Origin of the sequence: Peptoanaerobacter stomatis (genome assembly GCF_000238095.2) — a bacterium.
Classification (GTDB): Bacteria; Bacillota; Clostridia; order Peptostreptococcales; family Filifactoraceae; genus Peptoanaerobacter; species Peptoanaerobacter stomatis_A.
In genome coordinates this window covers 1,377,823-1,393,779 of the sequence record NZ_JH815225.1, presented here as the reverse complement: position 1 = coordinate 1,393,779, position 15,957 = coordinate 1,377,823, and the positions used below count along the sequence as shown (strand labels likewise).

At 31.7% G+C, this 15,957-nt stretch carries 16 protein-coding genes; 13 read left to right on the top strand and 3 right to left on the bottom strand.

The genetic code is table 11. The features are described from left to right. Positions 1-5 precede the first annotated feature (5 nt). The 12 genes from HMPREF9630_RS05975 (at position 6) to HMPREF9630_RS05920 (ending at position 11,725) form a co-directional block, all read left to right on the top strand. Entirely contained in the window at positions 6-1,316 is a 1,311-nt protein-coding gene (locus HMPREF9630_RS05975) for a ComEC/Rec2 family competence protein (protein WP_009527612.1), read from the top strand. A 42-nt stretch (positions 1,317-1,358) separates the two neighbouring features. Then, positions 1,359-2,426 carry a GGDEF domain-containing protein gene (locus HMPREF9630_RS05970; RefSeq protein WP_009527611.1) on the top strand — a complete coding sequence of 356 codons (1,068 nt, stop codon included), beginning with the start codon at positions 1,359-1,361 and terminating at the stop codon, positions 2,424-2,426. Between the two features lie 220 nt (positions 2,427-2,646). After that, on the top strand, positions 2,647-3,165 hold the full coding sequence (gene infC / locus HMPREF9630_RS05965) for a translation initiation factor IF-3 (RefSeq protein WP_009527610.1): 519 nt from the start codon (positions 2,647-2,649) through the stop codon (positions 3,163-3,165). Positions 3,166-3,291: 126 nt separating this feature from the next. Next, positions 3,292-3,489, top strand: coding sequence for a 50S ribosomal protein L35 (rpmI, locus tag HMPREF9630_RS05960; RefSeq protein WP_009524495.1), 198 nt, complete (start codon positions 3,292-3,294; stop codon positions 3,487-3,489). 19 nt (positions 3,490-3,508) lie between these two features. Further along, positions 3,509-3,868 carry a 50S ribosomal protein L20 gene (gene rplT, locus HMPREF9630_RS05955; RefSeq protein ID WP_009524494.1) on the top strand — a complete coding sequence of 120 codons (360 nt, stop codon included), beginning with the start codon at positions 3,509-3,511 and terminating at the stop codon, positions 3,866-3,868. Between the two features lie 67 nt (positions 3,869-3,935). Next, on the top strand, positions 3,936-5,276 hold the full coding sequence (locus HMPREF9630_RS05950) for a TrkH family potassium uptake protein (RefSeq protein ID WP_009527609.1): 1,341 nt from the start codon (positions 3,936-3,938) through the stop codon (positions 5,274-5,276). Between the two features lie 24 nt (positions 5,277-5,300). After that, positions 5,301-5,957, top strand: coding sequence for a potassium channel family protein (locus HMPREF9630_RS05945; RefSeq protein ID WP_009527608.1), 657 nt, complete (start codon positions 5,301-5,303; stop codon positions 5,955-5,957). Between the two features lie 213 nt (positions 5,958-6,170). Next, positions 6,171-6,593 (top strand): 30S ribosomal protein S12, encoded by a 423-nt coding sequence (gene rpsL / locus HMPREF9630_RS05940; protein WP_009524491.1) that lies wholly within the window; start codon positions 6,171-6,173, stop codon positions 6,591-6,593. Between the two features lie 120 nt (positions 6,594-6,713). Then, positions 6,714-7,184: a 30S ribosomal protein S7 gene (gene rpsG, locus HMPREF9630_RS05935; protein ID WP_009524490.1), complete on the top strand. Its 471-nt coding sequence runs from the start codon at positions 6,714-6,716 to the stop codon at positions 7,182-7,184. Positions 7,185-7,219: 35 nt separating this feature from the next. Next, complete coding sequence (fusA, locus tag HMPREF9630_RS05930; RefSeq protein ID WP_009527607.1) at positions 7,220-9,292, top strand: elongation factor G; 2,073 nt, start codon at positions 7,220-7,222, stop codon at positions 9,290-9,292. Between the two features lie 45 nt (positions 9,293-9,337). Next, positions 9,338-10,531: an elongation factor Tu gene (tuf, locus tag HMPREF9630_RS05925; RefSeq protein ID WP_009527606.1), complete on the top strand. Its 1,194-nt coding sequence runs from the start codon at positions 9,338-9,340 to the stop codon at positions 10,529-10,531. 258 nt (positions 10,532-10,789) lie between these two features. Continuing rightward, positions 10,790-11,725: a 5'-nucleotidase, lipoprotein e(P4) family gene (locus tag HMPREF9630_RS05920; RefSeq protein WP_009527605.1), complete on the top strand. Its 936-nt coding sequence runs from the start codon at positions 10,790-10,792 to the stop codon at positions 11,723-11,725. Positions 11,726-11,783: 58 nt separating this feature from the next. On the opposite strand, the gene HMPREF9630_RS05915 is transcribed toward HMPREF9630_RS05920, so the two are convergent. Further along, on the bottom strand, positions 11,784-12,362 hold the full coding sequence (locus tag HMPREF9630_RS05915) for a xanthine phosphoribosyltransferase (RefSeq protein ID WP_009527604.1): 579 nt from the start codon (positions 12,360-12,362) through the stop codon (positions 11,784-11,786). Positions 12,363-12,981: 619 nt separating this feature from the next. Here HMPREF9630_RS05915 and HMPREF9630_RS05910 point away from each other — a divergent pair. After that, entirely contained in the window at positions 12,982-14,244 is a 1,263-nt protein-coding gene (locus HMPREF9630_RS05910; RefSeq protein ID WP_009527603.1) for a replication-associated recombination protein A, read from the top strand. 162 nt (positions 14,245-14,406) lie between these two features. On the opposite strand, the gene deoD is transcribed toward HMPREF9630_RS05910, so the two are convergent. Together deoD and HMPREF9630_RS05900 are read right to left on the bottom strand one after the other, a co-directional pair. Continuing rightward, the gene (gene deoD / locus HMPREF9630_RS05905) at positions 14,407-15,111 is read right to left on the bottom strand and encodes a purine-nucleoside phosphorylase (protein ID WP_009527602.1); all 705 of its coding nucleotides are present in this window, start codon (positions 15,109-15,111) and stop codon (positions 14,407-14,409) included. A 14-nt stretch (positions 15,112-15,125) separates the two neighbouring features. Beyond that, a complete protein-coding gene (locus HMPREF9630_RS05900) occupies positions 15,126-15,830 on the bottom strand; it encodes a Crp/Fnr family transcriptional regulator (protein WP_009527601.1) in 705 nt (234 codons plus the stop codon). Between the last annotated feature and the right edge of the window lie 127 nt (positions 15,831-15,957).

Sequence of the window (15,957 nt, the reverse complement as noted above, 5' to 3'; positions counted from 1 at the left end):
GACTTATGATTGAAAAAATTGAAATCAGAAGGTTCTCCTTTTTTGTTTTTATAATAATATTATTTACATCAGCTTTCATCACATATAATAATTCAAAAAATATAAATTATACAAAAGAATATACTGAATTTAAAGGAGAGCTTATTGATAAGATAGAAATTCGAAACTCCAAATATTATATATACTCCAAAAATTTTGTTATGGTGAACAATTATATATCAGATGAATATAAAGTCGGAGATTTGATATGTGCAGGCGGATACGGACAGGATTTGCTAAGCATGGGGGATTATGGCTTATATCTTAAAAGCAAAGGCTACGATTATATAATGTATATAGATTATATTGAAAAAATTGGGCACAAAATATCTTTAGCAAGTATTGTGTATGATATAAGGCAAAATTTAAAAAGCGGTATAGATTTTTTGTATAAAGAGTATTCGCCTATAATAAGAGCGCTCATAATTGCTGACAGAGAGTTTATTTCAAAAGATGAGACCATGTTGTTTTCGAGAGCCGGAATAAGCCATATAATAAGCATATCCGGATTTCATATAGTCCTTATTGCCGGAATATTTTTCAATATAACATTTTTTCTTTCTAAAAAATACAGATACATAATTTCTGTTTTGTGCACACTTTTTTATGTGATACTTACAGGTGCAAATCCACCGGCTGTAAGGGCTTATATATTTTATATAACATTTATAGCGAGCATATTTTTAGAAGAGAGATACGATATATTCTCTATAGGTTTCTTGTTGTCGGCATTTTATATGATATTAAATCCTTATGTCATATATGATTTCGGATTTTGTATGTCATTTATGTCGGTGTTTTCCATAGCTATGTTTTATAAAATCATCTTTGAACATTTGGAAAAATTTGTGAAAAATAATTTAGGTAAATTGATTTTGTCTATGATATGTGTAACTTTATCAGCGCAGATACTTACAATTCCGTATGTGTATTACAACTTTGGGATAGTGAGTTTGATAAGTGTAATTGCCAATATCATAAGCGTTCCGCTTATATCATTGGCGTATCCTTTCATATTACTGTCAATGATTTTTGTTAAAGTCCCGTTTTTAAGAGATGTTTTTTGCAATATAGTCAATTTTATGATGTTCTTATTTTATAAATCTAATGAAGTTTTGACATCGCTGTCTTATTCGTATATAAGCTTTGAGCATAAGAGTTTGATTTTTGTAGTTATATCATACATAATAATATTGTTTTTATATACTCTATATATAAATATACAGATTATGAGAAATTATATTTCAAATGGACAAGGTAAGAAAAGAGTTGTATAATTATATCTATAAATTTTAGCTTTTTTTGTGTGGAGGATATGTATGGATAAAAAAGATGGCCAATATTCAAAAAAAGAAATTAGCTATTATTGGATTATATTTTTAGGGCTGGTATTGCATATTTTAGCTGAAGTGGTTTTTATATATGCGAAAGTGCCTGTGTTGATACACTATAATCTGTTCAGTATAGCGTTATTTATCGTACTTTTGACAAAGGCAAAAAATAATAAAGAAATTACCGCATTAGTGGGATTTATTGAAGTTACTATATATTGTATAGTATCTACAACTATTATGGGCTGGGGATACGGTTTTCAAAATTGGCTTATAGTAGTCGTAGTGTTGGCGCTTACAGTTCCGTTTTCAGCAAGACGTAAATTTTATATGCTTGCAATAATTATGGCATTGACATATCTTGTATTATATTTTGCAAAGGGATTGGAAGGAAATATAAACAAACTTACATTTTTGGATATTTTTTTAATTTTAGCAAACAGAGTTGGATTGTTTATTTTGCTTTTCTTTTCGGAAAAAGCACTCGGTTGGTCCAATATAATTGAAAATTTCTTTTTGCAAAATGAAGTAAAAAAGATGAAAGAAATAGTCGGAACGGATGAGCTTACAGGTTTGATAAATAGACATAAGATGAATCTGATACTTGAAGATATGAATAAATCCATAGGTAAAGATAACAGTATATTTTATATAGCGTTTGCAGACTTGGATGATTTTAAATATATAAACGACACATATGGACATGATGTGGGAGACAAAATACTTATACTCATAGCCAATGTGTTGAAACAGGAATTTCGTAATGATGATGTTGTTGCAAGATGGGGCGGAGAGGAATTTTTAATACTTTTAAGAAATGAAAGAGATGACATGGGACAATTAGATTCAAGTAAAGTAATGTCAATATTGAATAGAGTCAGAATAAAGATTGAAAATATGAAGATGAAATATAAGGAGCATAATATCGGAGTTACCATGACGTTTGGAAGTGTAGGCTCAAAAAATTATAAAAGTGTTGCAGATATGATAAATGATGCCGATGCACAGATGTATGAGGGTAAACGTACAGGAAAAAATAAAGTAGTGGTCTTATAAAATATACTTGACAAGAAGAAAAAAAGTGATATAATACTATGAGTATTAAAAAGAAGAAATATCCGTTTCTCACCTTATGGTAATGCTTATAAGGTTTTGATATGAATGTAGTTTTGACGATTCATTATTACATAGTATTGATTTATCATTAAATTAGTAGTGTGAGCGGATAGTATTCTATCCGTTTTTTTATTGTAAAAATTACCCTAAATGGAGGTGTATGATTATTAAAGAGCAACAAATAAATGAGCAAATTCGTGATAAAGAAATAAGGCTTATCGGAGAAGAAGGAGAACAGCTTGGAATAATGTCGGCGAAGGACGCTCAGAATTTGGCTTCAAGCAAAAATCTTGATTTGGTGAAAATATCACCTAATTCAAACCCGCCTGTGTGCAAGATAATGGACTATGGTAAGTACAAATATGAAATTGCCAAAAAAGAAAAAGAGTCCAAGAAAAAACAAAAAGTCATATCTATGAAAGAGGTAAGATTAAGGCCTGTAATAGAAAAGCATGATTTGGAAACTAAAGCTAATATGGCGATAAAGTTTTTGGCAGCCGGAGATAAGGTGAAAGTTGCTGTAAGGTTTAGAGGTAGAGAGCTTGGACACAAGGAAATGGGAGTTCAGGTAATAGAGAAATTTATGGAAATTATAAAAGACCATGGAACAGCAGGAGAAAATAAACCGCGTCTTGAGGGTAACACTATGGTTTTAATGGTAGATCCTGTAAAAAAATAACTATGTTAATTTAAAATTTATATTTTTTGATTGTATTAAGTATTGTTAAAAAATTAGATATTCAAATAATATAATCTATTTGATTATTTAATATAAAAAATAAAAATAATTTGGAGGGAAAGAAAAATGCCAAAGATGAAAACTCACAGAGGTGCCGCAAAAAGAATAAAAGTTACCGGCACTGGAAAACTTAAAAGATTTAAAGCTTTCAAATCACATATATTAACTAAAAAATCACAAAAGAGAAAAAGAAACTTCAGAAAAGCTGCCATTGTGTCAAGTGGAGATACAGCAAGAATTTCTCAATTACTACCATATAAATAAAAACTAAGGAGGATTAACAATGGCAAGAGTAAAAAAGGCAGTAAATGCTAAGAAAAAACATAAAAAGATTCTAAAATTAGCTAAAGGATTCAGAGGAGCGAGATCAAAACTTTTCAGAACAGCTAATCAGTTTGTTATGAAAGCACTTGCTTATTCATATATAGGAAGAAAACAAAAGAAGAGAAACTTTAGAGCGCTATGGATAGCAAGAATAAATGCCGGAACAAGACAATACGGTTTGAGTTATTCTAACTTTATGCATGGACTTAAATTGTCAAACATAGATATAAACAGAAAAATGTTGTCAGAAATGGCTATAAAAGATCCAAGCGGATTTGAAGCATTGGTAAAAGTTTCAAAACAAGCATTAGGAAAATAAATTTTTAAGGTTTTCGGTATTTTAAACAGATGTCGGAAACCTTATTGTTTTTTTAGGGGAGAAAAGTATGATGTCTGTGATATATAGAAAACTTTCTCAAAGTCAAATACTTGCGGGAGGCTTTTTGCTCATAGCGGTAATAGGAGGTCTTATACTTAATTTGCCCATATCAAGTGCAAATAACGAATCTGTCGGTCTGTTAAATGCAATGTTCACGTCTATATCGGCAGTTTGTGTAACCGGACTTATTGCAGTAGACACAGGAACATATTGGTCATTATTCGGTAAAACTGTAATAATAATACTTATTCAGATAGGCGGACTCGGATTTATGACCATAGCTACTATGGGAATCAAATTTATGGGTAAAAAAATTTCTTTTTCTGAAAGACTGGTAATACAAGAGTCACTTAATTCAGGAAAAATCTCCGGAGTTATACGATTGAGCAAAAATATTGTGATAATATCTTTTATTATAGAATTGATTGGGATGTTTTTTCTTTCGTTTGTATTCATCCCTGAAATGGGTATTATAAAAGGGATTGCATACTCAATATTTCATTCAATATCAGCATTTTGCAATGCAGGCTTTGATATTATGGGAAATTTTTCATCGCTTGTAAAGTATTACAACAATATGATTGTAAATTTTACAATAATGTTTCTAATAATATTTGGAGGTTTGGGTTTTTCGACTATTTTGGATATAAAAGATAAAAAGAATTTTTACAAATTGGCATTACATACAAAAATAGTTATAATAACCACATCGTTGCTCATATTAATACCTTCAATAATATTTTTTCTGATTGAAATGAATAACCCTCAAACAATGGGCGAAATGAAATTATGGGAGAAAGTGCTGGTTTCGTTATTTCAAATAGTAAGCCCACGAACAGCGGGATTTAACACGATAGATATAAACGCTATGAGAGACAGCAGCAAATTTTTGACTATAATATTGATGTTTATAGGAGGCTCTCCGGCATCAACCGCAGGAGGTTTAAAGACCACTACATTTGCTATTATATTAATATCAGTTATATCTCTTATAAAAGAAAGAGAAAATATAGAGGCATTTGGAAGAAGAATATCATATAATGTATTGAATAAGGCGCTTGTAATACTTGTGATAGGCTTTTTTCTGGTTTTTACAGGCACGATGATAATATCGCTTACAAATCCTCAGTTTGATTTTTTGACTATATTATATGAAGTTACATCGGCATATGGAACTGTAGGTCTTACTCTCGGTATAACTACAAAATTGAATGCTGTTGCTAAAATAGTGCTTATGATAATAATGTTTTCTGGAAGAGTAGGCTCGCTTACTGTTTTATATACATTTATAACAGATTTGGGACAAAAAAAATATATATATCCGAAAGAAGATATAGCGGTAGGATAGACATATTTGAAAGGAGTATGGATTATGAAGAGTTTTGCAGTTATAGGCTGTGGAAGATTCGGCTCATCTGTTGCAAAGACATTATACAAACTCGGATATGATGTGCTTGCGATAGATTACAGCGAAGAGGTTACTCAAAATATAGCTGATTATGTTACAAAAGCTGTTACTGTAAGCAGTTTTGACGAAAATGTGCTTAGAGAAGTAGGGGTAGCTAATTGTGATGTTGTAATAGTAGGAATAGGTTCAGATATAGAAGCGTCAGTTATAACAACTCTCGCAGTAAAAGAATTGGGAGTCGGATATATATTATGTAAAGCAGGAAGTGAAATACAAGAAAAGATACTTTATAAGATAGGTGCTAATAAAGTTATAACGCCGGAAAAAGAAATGGGTATGAAAATAGCTAATAATCTCGTATCGGAAAATATATTAGATAAGATAGATTTAGATCCTAATTATACAATAGTAGAGATAGGAATTCCTGAAATTTGGGTTGGAAAAACCTTGGCAGAACTTGAAATCAGAAAGAGATATTTGCTAAATGTAGTGGCTACCAAAAAAGATGATGAGCTTAATATAGTTCCTAATCCAAATGAAATATTAGAAGAAGATACTGCAATATTATTGGTCGGAAAAAATGAAGATTTGCAAAAATTTGAAAACAGTTTAAAAAATTGATAAATATAAATAAAGAGATAAAATATTTGAAAAACTTGATATTACAAATAATTAAGAGGTTTTAATCTTAAAAGTTGTAAAATAAAGTATCAGAAAATAAAAAATATATTGACGCTTGTAATTTGAAGTGATATAATTGTAAGGTATGTAAAATATACATTCAAGCTATGGACATAGCTGTTGGCAAACATTAAAAATAAAGGAGGTGCTATAATGCCAACTATTAGCCAATTAATAAGAAGTGGTAGAGAAAAAGTTGAAAAGAAATCAACTTCTCCGGCACTACAAAAAGGATTTAATTCACTAAGAAAAAAACCTACAGATATATCAGCTCCACAAAAAAGAGGGGTTTGCACATCTGTAAAGACAGTTACACCGAAAAAACCTAACTCAGCGCTTAGAAAAGTTGCCAGAGTAAGACTTACAAACTCTATGGAAGTTTCAGCGTATATTCCGGGTGAAGGTCACAATCTTCAAGAGCATAGCGTTGTGCTTATAAGAGGCGGTAGAGTAAAAGACTTACCAGGGGTTAGATACCACATCATAAGAGGTACTCTTGATACAGCAGGAGTAGAAAAAAGAAGACAGGCAAGATCAAAATACGGTACAAAGAAACCTAAAGAAGCTAAAAAGTAGACACCCCGTGTTTACCAAACAGATGTCCACGCTTTTTATAAATAATAGATATAAAAGGCAAGCGGCATAAGTTTCAGTGTCGAGTACCGATGAATTAATTATTATTAAGGAGGGAAGTTAATGCCAAGAAAAGGGAAAATATCAAAAAGAGAAGTCTTACCTGATCCTATTTATTCAAGCAGAGTTGTAACGAAACTTATAAATAAAGTAATGCTTGACGGAAAGAAAGGTACATCTCAAAGAATAGTATACGGAGCATTTGATTTAATAAAAGAAAGAACCGACCAAGATCCTTTAGAGGTTTTTGAAAAAGCTATGAGCAATATAATGCCGGTTCTTGAAGTAAAAGCAAGAAGAGTCGGTGGAGCTAACTACCAAGTGCCTATAGAAGTAAGAGCTGACAGAAGGGAAACTCTTGGACTTAGATGGCTTGTAAGATATTCAAGACTAAGAGGCGAAAAGGGAATGACTGAAAAACTTGCTAAAGAAATAATGGATGCAGCAAACAATACAGGTGCATCTGTTAAAAAGAGAGAAGACACTCATAAAATGGCAGAAGCAAACAGAGCATTCGCACATTATCGTTGGTAATTAACTCTAAAGTAGAGATTGGAAGGAGAGAATCAGTGGGTAGAGAATATCCTTTAGAAAGAACCAGAAATATTGGTATAATGGCTCATATAGATGCCGGTAAAACTACAACTACCGAAAGAATACTTTATTATACAGGTATAACTCATAAGCTTGGAGAAACTCATGAGGGGGCGTCTCAAATGGACTGGATGGAGCAGGAAAAAGAAAGAGGTATAACAATTACTTCTGCTGCTACAACAGCTCATTGGAAAGATAATAGAATAAACATAATAGATACTCCGGGACACGTTGACTTCACTGTTGAAGTTGAGCGTTCACTTAGAGTACTTGACGGAGCGGTTGCAGTATTTTGTGCAAAAGGCGGAGTTGAGCCTCAATCAGAAAATGTATGGCGTCAAGCGGACAACTATAAAGTTCCAAGAATAGCATATGTAAACAAGATGGATATTACAGGTGCTGACTTTTATAGAGTTATAGGCATGATGAAAGACAGACTCGGTTCAAATGCTGTAGCTATGCAAATACCGATAGGAGCCGAAGATTCATTTGAAGGAATGATAGATCTTCTTGAAATGAAAGCTATCATATACAAAGATGATCAAGGTAAAGATATAGAAATAACTGAAATACCGGCTGAATATAAAGAAAAAGCTGAAGAATATAGAGAAAAAATGATAGAATCAATTTCTGAAACTGATGAAGAATTGATGATGAAATACCTTGAGGGTGAAGAAATAACTATAGATGAGTTAAAAACAGCTCTTAGAAAAGCAGTAATTAACACTACTATAAATCCTGTTTTCTGTGGAACTTCATACAGAAACAAGGGGGTTCAATTACTTTTGGATGCAGTAGTTGACTATATGCCTGCTCCGACAGATATAGAAGCTATAAAAGGAGTTCTTCCAAACGGAGAAGAAGCTGTAAGACATTCATCAGATGAAGAGCCGTTTTCAGCCTTAGCATTTAAAATAATGGCAGACCCGTTTGTAGGTAAATTGGCTTTCTTTAGAGTTTATTCAGGAATATTGAACTCAGGTTCTTATGTTTTGAACTCAACTAAGAACAAAAAAGAAAGAATAGGTCGTATACTGCAAATGCACGCCAATACAAGAAAAGAAATAACAGAAGTTTATGCAGGAGATATAGCTGCGGCTGTAGGTCTTAAAGATACTACAACAGGAGATACTCTTTGTGATCCATCAGCACCTATAGTGCTTGAATCTATGGAATTCCCTGAACCGGTTATATCAGTAGCGATAGAGCCTAAATCAAAAGCTGCTCAAGAAAAAATGGGTACAGCACTTGCAAGACTTTCTGAAGAAGATCCTACATTCAGAGTCAGAACTGATGAAGAAACAGGACAAACAATAATCTCAGGTATGGGAGAGTTGCACCTTGAAATAATAGTAGACAGATTGCTGAGAGAATTTAAGGTAGAAGCCAATGTAGGTGCACCACAAGTTGCTTACAGAGAAACAATCAGAAAAGCTGTTGATATAGAAAACAAATATGCTAAACAATCAGGTGGTAGAGGACAATATGGTCATGTTAAGATAAGAATGACACCTCAAGAACCTGGTAAAGGATATGAATTTGTCAATGCTATAGTCGGTGGAGCTATTCCGAAGGAATATATAGGACCGGTAGATGCAGGTATACAAGGTGCTATGCAGTCAGGTGTTGTTGCAGGATATCCTGTTGTTGACGTAAAAGTAGAGCTTTATGATGGTTCTTACCACGAAGTCGATTCATCTGAAATGGCGTTTAAAGTTGCAGCATCAATGGCATTCAAAGATGGTATGAGAAAAGCTGACCCTGTTATATTGGAGCCTGTATTCAAGGTAGAAGTAATAACACCTGAAGATTATATGGGTGATGTTATGGGTGACCTTAACTCAAGAAGAGGAAGAATAGAAGGTATGGAGGCAAGAGTAGGTGGAGCTCAAGCAATATCTGCATATGTTCCGCTTTCAGAAATGTTCGGATATACAACCGATCTTCGTTCAACTACTCAAGGTAGAGCAACACATACAATGATATTTGACCACTATGAAGAAGTGCCGGCATCTATAGCGGCTAAGATAACTGAAAAAGGAAAATAATTTTGAAAATATAAAAAAATTAAAAATTAAAAAAGGAGAATAACAATGGCTAAAGCAAAATTTGAAAGAACAAAACCACACGTTAATATTGGAACAATAGGTCACGTTGACCATGGTAAGACTACATTAACAGCAGCAATAACAAAAACATTACATGAAAGATACGGTACAGGAGAAGCTGTTGCATTTGACAATATAGATAAAGCTCCAGAAGAAAGAGAAAGAGGAATCACAATATCAACAGCTCACGTTGAATATGAAACTCCAAACAGACACTACGCTCACGTTGACTGCCCGGGACACGCCGACTATGTAAAGAACATGATAACAGGAGCTGCACAAATGGACGGTGCAATACTTGTTTGCTCTGCAGCAGACGGTCCTATGCCTCAAACAAGAGAACATATACTTCTATCAAGACAAGTTGGTGTGCCTAAAATAGTAGTATTCTTGAACAAATGCGATATGGTAGACGACGAAGAACTTTTAGAATTAGTTGAAATGGAAGTAAGAGAACTTCTAAATGAATATGAATTCCCTGGAGATGATACTCCAATAGTAAGAGGTTCAGCTCTTAAAGCGTTAGAAGATCCTTCAAGCGAATGGGGAGACAGAATAGTAGAACTATTTGAACAAATAGATTCATATATAGAAGAACCTGTAAGAGATACAGATAAACCATTCTTAATGCCTGTAGAAGACGTATTTACAATAACAGGTAGAGGAACAGTTGCAACAGGTAAAGTAGAACGTGGAGTACTAAAAGTACAAGACGAAGTAGAAATAGTAGGTCTACAAGACGAATCAAGAAAAGTAGTAGTAACAGGAATAGAAATGTTCAGAAAACTACTTGACCAAGCTCAAGCAGGAGATAACATAGGAGCGCTTTTAAGAGGTGTAAACAGAGATGAAATAGAAAGAGGACAAGTTTTAGCAAAACCGGGTTCTATTCATCCAAAAAAGAAATTCTCAGGCGAAATATACGTTCTTAAAAAAGATGAAGGTGGTAGACATACTCCATTCTTCAAAGGTTACAGACCTCAATTCTATTTCAGAACAACAGATGTTACAGGAGATATCCAATTACCTGAAGGAGTAGAAATGGTAATGCCTGGAGATAACGTAACAATAACTGTTGAGCTTATAACACCGGTAGCTATGGAAGAAGGAATGAGATTTGCCATAAGAGAAGGTGGAAGAACAGTAGGTTCAGGCGTTGTATCAAAAATATTAGACTAATTTAAAACTCATATTAAAAATATATAATAATATTTTAATAAAACAAAAAGGTATCTATTTCATATAGGTACCTTTTTTTATGAACAAGATATATTTTTAATTATTATAAAAAATCAAGGACATATGGCACGAATTATACCTATATATTTTATATAAAATGTTGTAATTTTAAATAAAAAGTTTTAAAATTAAATAGATATGATTTTTTATTATATATAAAAACGTTATTCAAAAATTTAATTTTAAGGAGGTTTTTTTATGAATTTAAAAAAACAAATTTTACCTATGGCACTTGCCTTTACAATGGTTATGCCTGTATACGCAATAGCTGATACAAAAACAGAAGTAAAAACTGAAAAAACTGTTGTAGCAAGTGAAAAACCAGCAGTAACAAACGAAACTCTAAGCAGAGAAAATCTTATGGGAACTTTGTGGTATCAATCATCAGTAGAAGCAAAAGCATTGTATTATCAAGGATATAATGTGGCTAAAACTGTACTTGATGCAAAAATTAAAGAAAAGAGCGATAAAACTTATGCTATAGCTCTTGATATTGATGAAACCGTGTTGGATAATTCGCCTCAACAAGCATACTTTGCTTATGCTATGAAGATGTATCCTGAAGGTTGGAAAGAGTGGGTAGATGAAGCAAAGGCAGATCCTGTTGCAGGAGCAAAAGAGTTTTTAAATTATGCAAAATCAAAAGGTGTTGAAGTATTTTATATATCAGATAGAAAAGTAGACCAATTAAAAGCTACAATAAAAAATCTTGAAGATAAGGGCTTGCCTTATGCAGATGAAAAACACGTATTGCTTAAATCAAAAGAAGACAAGAGCAAAGAGGCAAGAAGACAAAAAATTGCAAAAGAATACAATCTTATAATGCTTTTCGGTGATAACATAGTTGACTTCGAAGAGTTTGAAGGACTTACATTAGAACAAAGAGATGAAAAACTTAAAGGTATAGCAGATAAGTTCGGAGAAAAATATATAATATTCCCTAACCCTATGTATGGTAGCTGGGAAAGTGCGATTTATAATCATGACTTCAAAAAATCACCACAAGAGAAAGAAGACTTGAGATTAAACACATTAAAAGTATTTGATTATCAAAAAGATGTTAAAAAAGACGTAAAAAAAGATACGAACAATAAAGAAACAAAGGAAGTAAAAGAAACAAAAGAAGTAAAATAGATAAAAAAATACCTTAAAATTTTATAATTTTAGGGTATTTTTTATAAAAGTTTTAAATTTACACTTCTTTAAATTGTAATTTTCCGTTTTCCATAGATTCTATTATACATAGTGATTGTACGTTTAATCCTAAACCTCTTAGATCTTTTCCTCCTGTTTGGAAGCCTTTTTCAATTACTATGCCTACACCTTCAATTATTGCACCTGCCTGATTTATTACGTCTATTAAACCTCTTACAGCTTTACCTTCTGCAAGAAAATCGTCTATTATAAGTATTCTTTCTCCTTCTTTCAAAAACTTTTCAGCAACTGTGATTGTGAAAGATTTCTTATAAGTGAAGGATTCTACAACACTTGTGTAGCAATCGCCATCTAAGTTTTGACTTTTTGCTTTTTTTGCAAATACTACAGGTACATTGTCAAAATATTGTGCAGCAATACAAGCTATAGCGATACCTGATGCTTCTATTGTAAGTATTTTGTCTATTTTTTTGTCTGCGAATATTCTTTTGAACTCTTTTCCAATTTCGTTCAAGAATGCTATGTCGAGCTTGTGGTTTAAAAATTCATCAACTTTGAGGATATTACCATCTTTTACACGTCCTTCAGATAGAATTTTTTGCTCTAATAATTTCATATACAAACCTCCAAATACAGATACAAATTTTTATGTAATAGATTATTCTGTTTCAAATTTTGTAATTGATATAATAATTTGAAAGATACAGTAATTAGTATACTATAAAATTTGATAAAAAACAATGAAAAGCTATAATAATATAAACTATAAATGATAAAAATATAATAATGTTCTGTTTTTATAAGCTTATATACTTTAGCGGTGTAACTGTATTTAAAAATTAATGCTAATACTATTGCTTAATCAAATGGATATATTTTATTGTTGAAATGGATTTTAGTATAGAAACTACATTTAATACTATAAAATTCATCAAAAAACTTGTTGTTATGTGTAAACTATCTTATAATATAAGAGATAATTGATGGGAAATTTGATTTTATACTAAATACTATATATTAAGATATGCTAAAATATATTTTGGTCTATGCACTTTTTTATAAATACCTATAAAGCGAATATTTATAAAAAATTTGGCAATCCTGCTTGCAAAATAGTTTGAACATAATATCATAATCAGACAATAATATTACAAATAATAGAATTACCATATAAAATCTTATGATATGTATAGTAAAAGTTTTTGATATTTATTTTTTTATATGAAGGTAGAGATATGATAAAGACAATGTTGAGCGAAACTCTAAGACCGAGTACACTTGCTGATGTATTCGGACAAGAGCATATAACATCAAAAAATATGATTATAGATAGGGCGATAAGAACGCAAAACATACCCAATATGGTATTTTACGGTCCGCCGGGAGTAGGCAAGACGACAGTAGCAAAAATAATAGCGGATAATTGCAATACAGATATACATATGTTCAACGCCACTCATACAAAAACTGAGGAGATAAAAAAAATAATATCATCTTATGTGAATGACATAAGGCGTGTAAAACCTGTTATTTATATAGACGAATTGCAGAATTTCAACAAAAAACAACAGCAGATATTGCTAGAATACATAGAAACAGGTGTAATCACATTTATAGCTGCTACCACTGAAAATCCCTACCAATATGTGTATAAAGCGCTTCTTAGCAGGCTTATAATATTGGAATTTAAAGAAGTGTCTTATGAAAAAATAGAGCAGAATATATTACATTGCATAGAAAAATTGAAAAATAATTTTAAAAAAATAGATATATCTCAAAATGCAATAAAACTTATAAGCTCATATGCAAATGGAGATGTAAGACGCTCAATTAATTTGCTGGAGCTTATAATAGATTTGTATTCAGATGATGATGAGCTTATAATAGACGAAAATATTCTAAAGTCTCTTAATATATCAAAACAACTCTTATATGATATAAACTCCGACAGCTATTATGATCTTTTGAGTGCTTTTCAAAAATCTATAAGAGGCTCTGACGAGAATGCAGCGCTACATTATTTATCAAGAGCGATAAAAGCGGGGGATATAAAGCCTATATGCAGAAGACTTCTCGTTATTGCAAGCGAAGATATAGGTTTGGCGCATCCAAGTGCAATATCAATAGTGAAAAATTGTGTGGACAGTGCATTATTCTTGGGATTGCCTGAAGCAAGGATACCCCTTGCTCAAGCAGTGATATTGCTTGCTACTTCACCTAAATCAAATTCTGTAATACTTGCAATAGACGAGGCGTTATCAGATATTGACAATAAAAGCACAGGAGATATACCTAAGCATTTAAAAGATGCACATTACAGCGGTGCAAAAAAAATGGGTAGGGGAATAGAGTATAAATATCCGCACAACTATGAAAATAACTATGTTGAGCAACAATATTTACCTAACGAATTAAAAGATAGAGTTTACTATAAACCTCAGAATAATAAATACGAAAGTCAAATAGAAATATATAGAAGGAAAATAAAAAATAGTTAAAGAACAAAACGTTTATGAAAGTAATAATATAATGTTAATGTACAAGATTTATATAAGTAATTTATTTTAAATATACTTAATTTCACTTAGCTAAATAAATTTTAGTATAAGTTAGTTAATCCCCATTTGAAATGAGAATTAACTAACTTAAATTAAAGTTTCTTAAATATCAAGTGCTATTTCTATCATATTTGAAAAGCCTAATTGTCTTTCTTCGGCTGACAGATTTTCATCCAAATATATATGGTCTGATATTGTGAGTATGCAAAGTGCTTTTTTATTAAGAAGTGCAGCGTTCATATAAAGTGCAGCGGCTTCCATTTCTACGGCTATTACTCCCATTTTTTTCCAAGAGTCGTTTGCAGTAGTATCATTACTATAAAATGTATCTGATGACAATATATTACCTACTACAGCTTTTTTGCCTTGAAGTTTTGCAACTTCTACAGCTTTGTTTAACAACTCATAATTTGCTATAGGTGCAAATGTTCCGTTTAATTTGTATTGTGATACATAGTTTGAGTTTGTGCATGCTCCCATTCCTATAACTATATCCATAACGTGAACATCATCTCTTAATGAGCCTGCTGAGCCTATTCTTATTATTGAGTCTACATCATAAAATTTATATAGTTCGTATGAATATATACCGATTGACGGCATACCCATACCGCTACCCATTATTGATACTTTTTCGCCTTTATATGTGCCTGTATATCCGAACATATTTCTAACTGTGTTGAAGCATACTATGTCTTGAAGGTATTTTTCGGCTATAAATTTTGCTCTTAACGGATCTCCCGGCATTAATACTTTTTTTGCTATTTCTCCATATTTTGCTGTGATATGAGGTGTTGGAATACTCATGTTTTTAGTCCTCCTTAATCTATTTTTTCTGATATATAATTTAACATTTTTTCATATTGTTTTTTTGTTATTAATATTTTTGAATTTTCCTTATTTATAAGTCCTTCTTCTTGCATTTTTCTGATTGAACGGTTGATGGTTCTTATGCTTATACCTGTTCTGTCAGATAATTCCAAACGTGTGAGTTTTACAAGGCATCTGTCGTTTTTGGAATATTTTTCATAGTATTGCATCAATAGGACAAAAAGCCTGTCTCTTCCCTGTAAAAATAGAAATAATCTGTTTTGTCTGTCTTCTTCTAAAAGATATGTTCCTATTGTTTTCATCTCCATTTTTATGGCGTTTAGATCGTTTAATATCCAATTTGAAAACTCTTTTGCAGGGCATACCAATATAGTGCAGGACGTTTCTGTTATAAGCGTGGTGCAGTATTTTTCTATATCTAATACTATTTCCATTGCTCCGAGCATTTTTACAGGATAAAATCGCATAAATTCATACGAAATTCCGTGCATTCGATAATCTACCGCTCTTACAACTCCGTCTAAAAGAATATATACATTGTTTACACTCTCATTTTCTCTTATGAATATGGTGTCTTTGGGTAATTTTTCTACTTTTAGATTTTTTAACATATTTTCAGGAGCGGTTTTTATATAGTTTAAAAAATATTCTTTATTCTCTTTGGGAATATTAGGAAAGTTATCTATGTTAATCATATTTCTCCTTAAAGCAGATGTCTTATACTATAATACTGTTAACTGATTAAAATAAAAAATATTATAAGCAATACACCATTAATCCCAAATATTTTTTATTGCGTTATTTTTAATAGTTTATATAATT

Bases quoted from the DNA above. Each gene is read 5' to 3' on its own strand.
- HMPREF9630_RS05975 (WP_009527612.1), top strand. From the start codon at position 6: ATGATTGAAAAAATTGAAATCAGAAGGTTCTCCTTTTTTGTTTTTATA.
- HMPREF9630_RS05970 (WP_009527611.1), top strand. From the start codon at position 1,359: ATGGATAAAAAAGATGGCCAATATTCAAAAAAAGAAATTAGCTATTAT.
- infC (WP_009527610.1), top strand. From the start codon at position 2,647: ATGATTATTAAAGAGCAACAAATAAATGAGCAAATTCGTGATAAAGAA.
- rpmI (WP_009524495.1), top strand. From the start codon at position 3,292: ATGCCAAAGATGAAAACTCACAGAGGTGCCGCAAAAAGAATAAAAGTT.
- rplT (WP_009524494.1), top strand. From the start codon at position 3,509: ATGGCAAGAGTAAAAAAGGCAGTAAATGCTAAGAAAAAACATAAAAAG.
- HMPREF9630_RS05950 (WP_009527609.1), top strand. From the start codon at position 3,936: ATGATGTCTGTGATATATAGAAAACTTTCTCAAAGTCAAATACTTGCG.
- HMPREF9630_RS05945 (WP_009527608.1), top strand. From the start codon at position 5,301: ATGAAGAGTTTTGCAGTTATAGGCTGTGGAAGATTCGGCTCATCTGTT.
- rpsL (WP_009524491.1), top strand. From the start codon at position 6,171: ATGCCAACTATTAGCCAATTAATAAGAAGTGGTAGAGAAAAAGTTGAA.
- rpsG (WP_009524490.1), top strand. From the start codon at position 6,714: ATGCCAAGAAAAGGGAAAATATCAAAAAGAGAAGTCTTACCTGATCCT.
- tuf (WP_009527606.1), top strand. From the start codon at position 9,338: ATGGCTAAAGCAAAATTTGAAAGAACAAAACCACACGTTAATATTGGA.
- HMPREF9630_RS05920 (WP_009527605.1), top strand. From the start codon at position 10,790: ATGAATTTAAAAAAACAAATTTTACCTATGGCACTTGCCTTTACAATG.
- HMPREF9630_RS05915 (WP_009527604.1), bottom strand. From the start codon at position 12,362: ATGAAATTATTAGAGCAAAAAATTCTATCTGAAGGACGTGTAAAAGAT.
- HMPREF9630_RS05910 (WP_009527603.1), top strand. From the start codon at position 12,982: ATGATAAAGACAATGTTGAGCGAAACTCTAAGACCGAGTACACTTGCT.
- deoD (WP_009527602.1), bottom strand. From the start codon at position 15,111: ATGAGTATTCCAACACCTCATATCACAGCAAAATATGGAGAAATAGCA.
- HMPREF9630_RS05900 (WP_009527601.1), bottom strand. From the start codon at position 15,830: ATGATTAACATAGATAACTTTCCTAATATTCCCAAAGAGAATAAAGAA.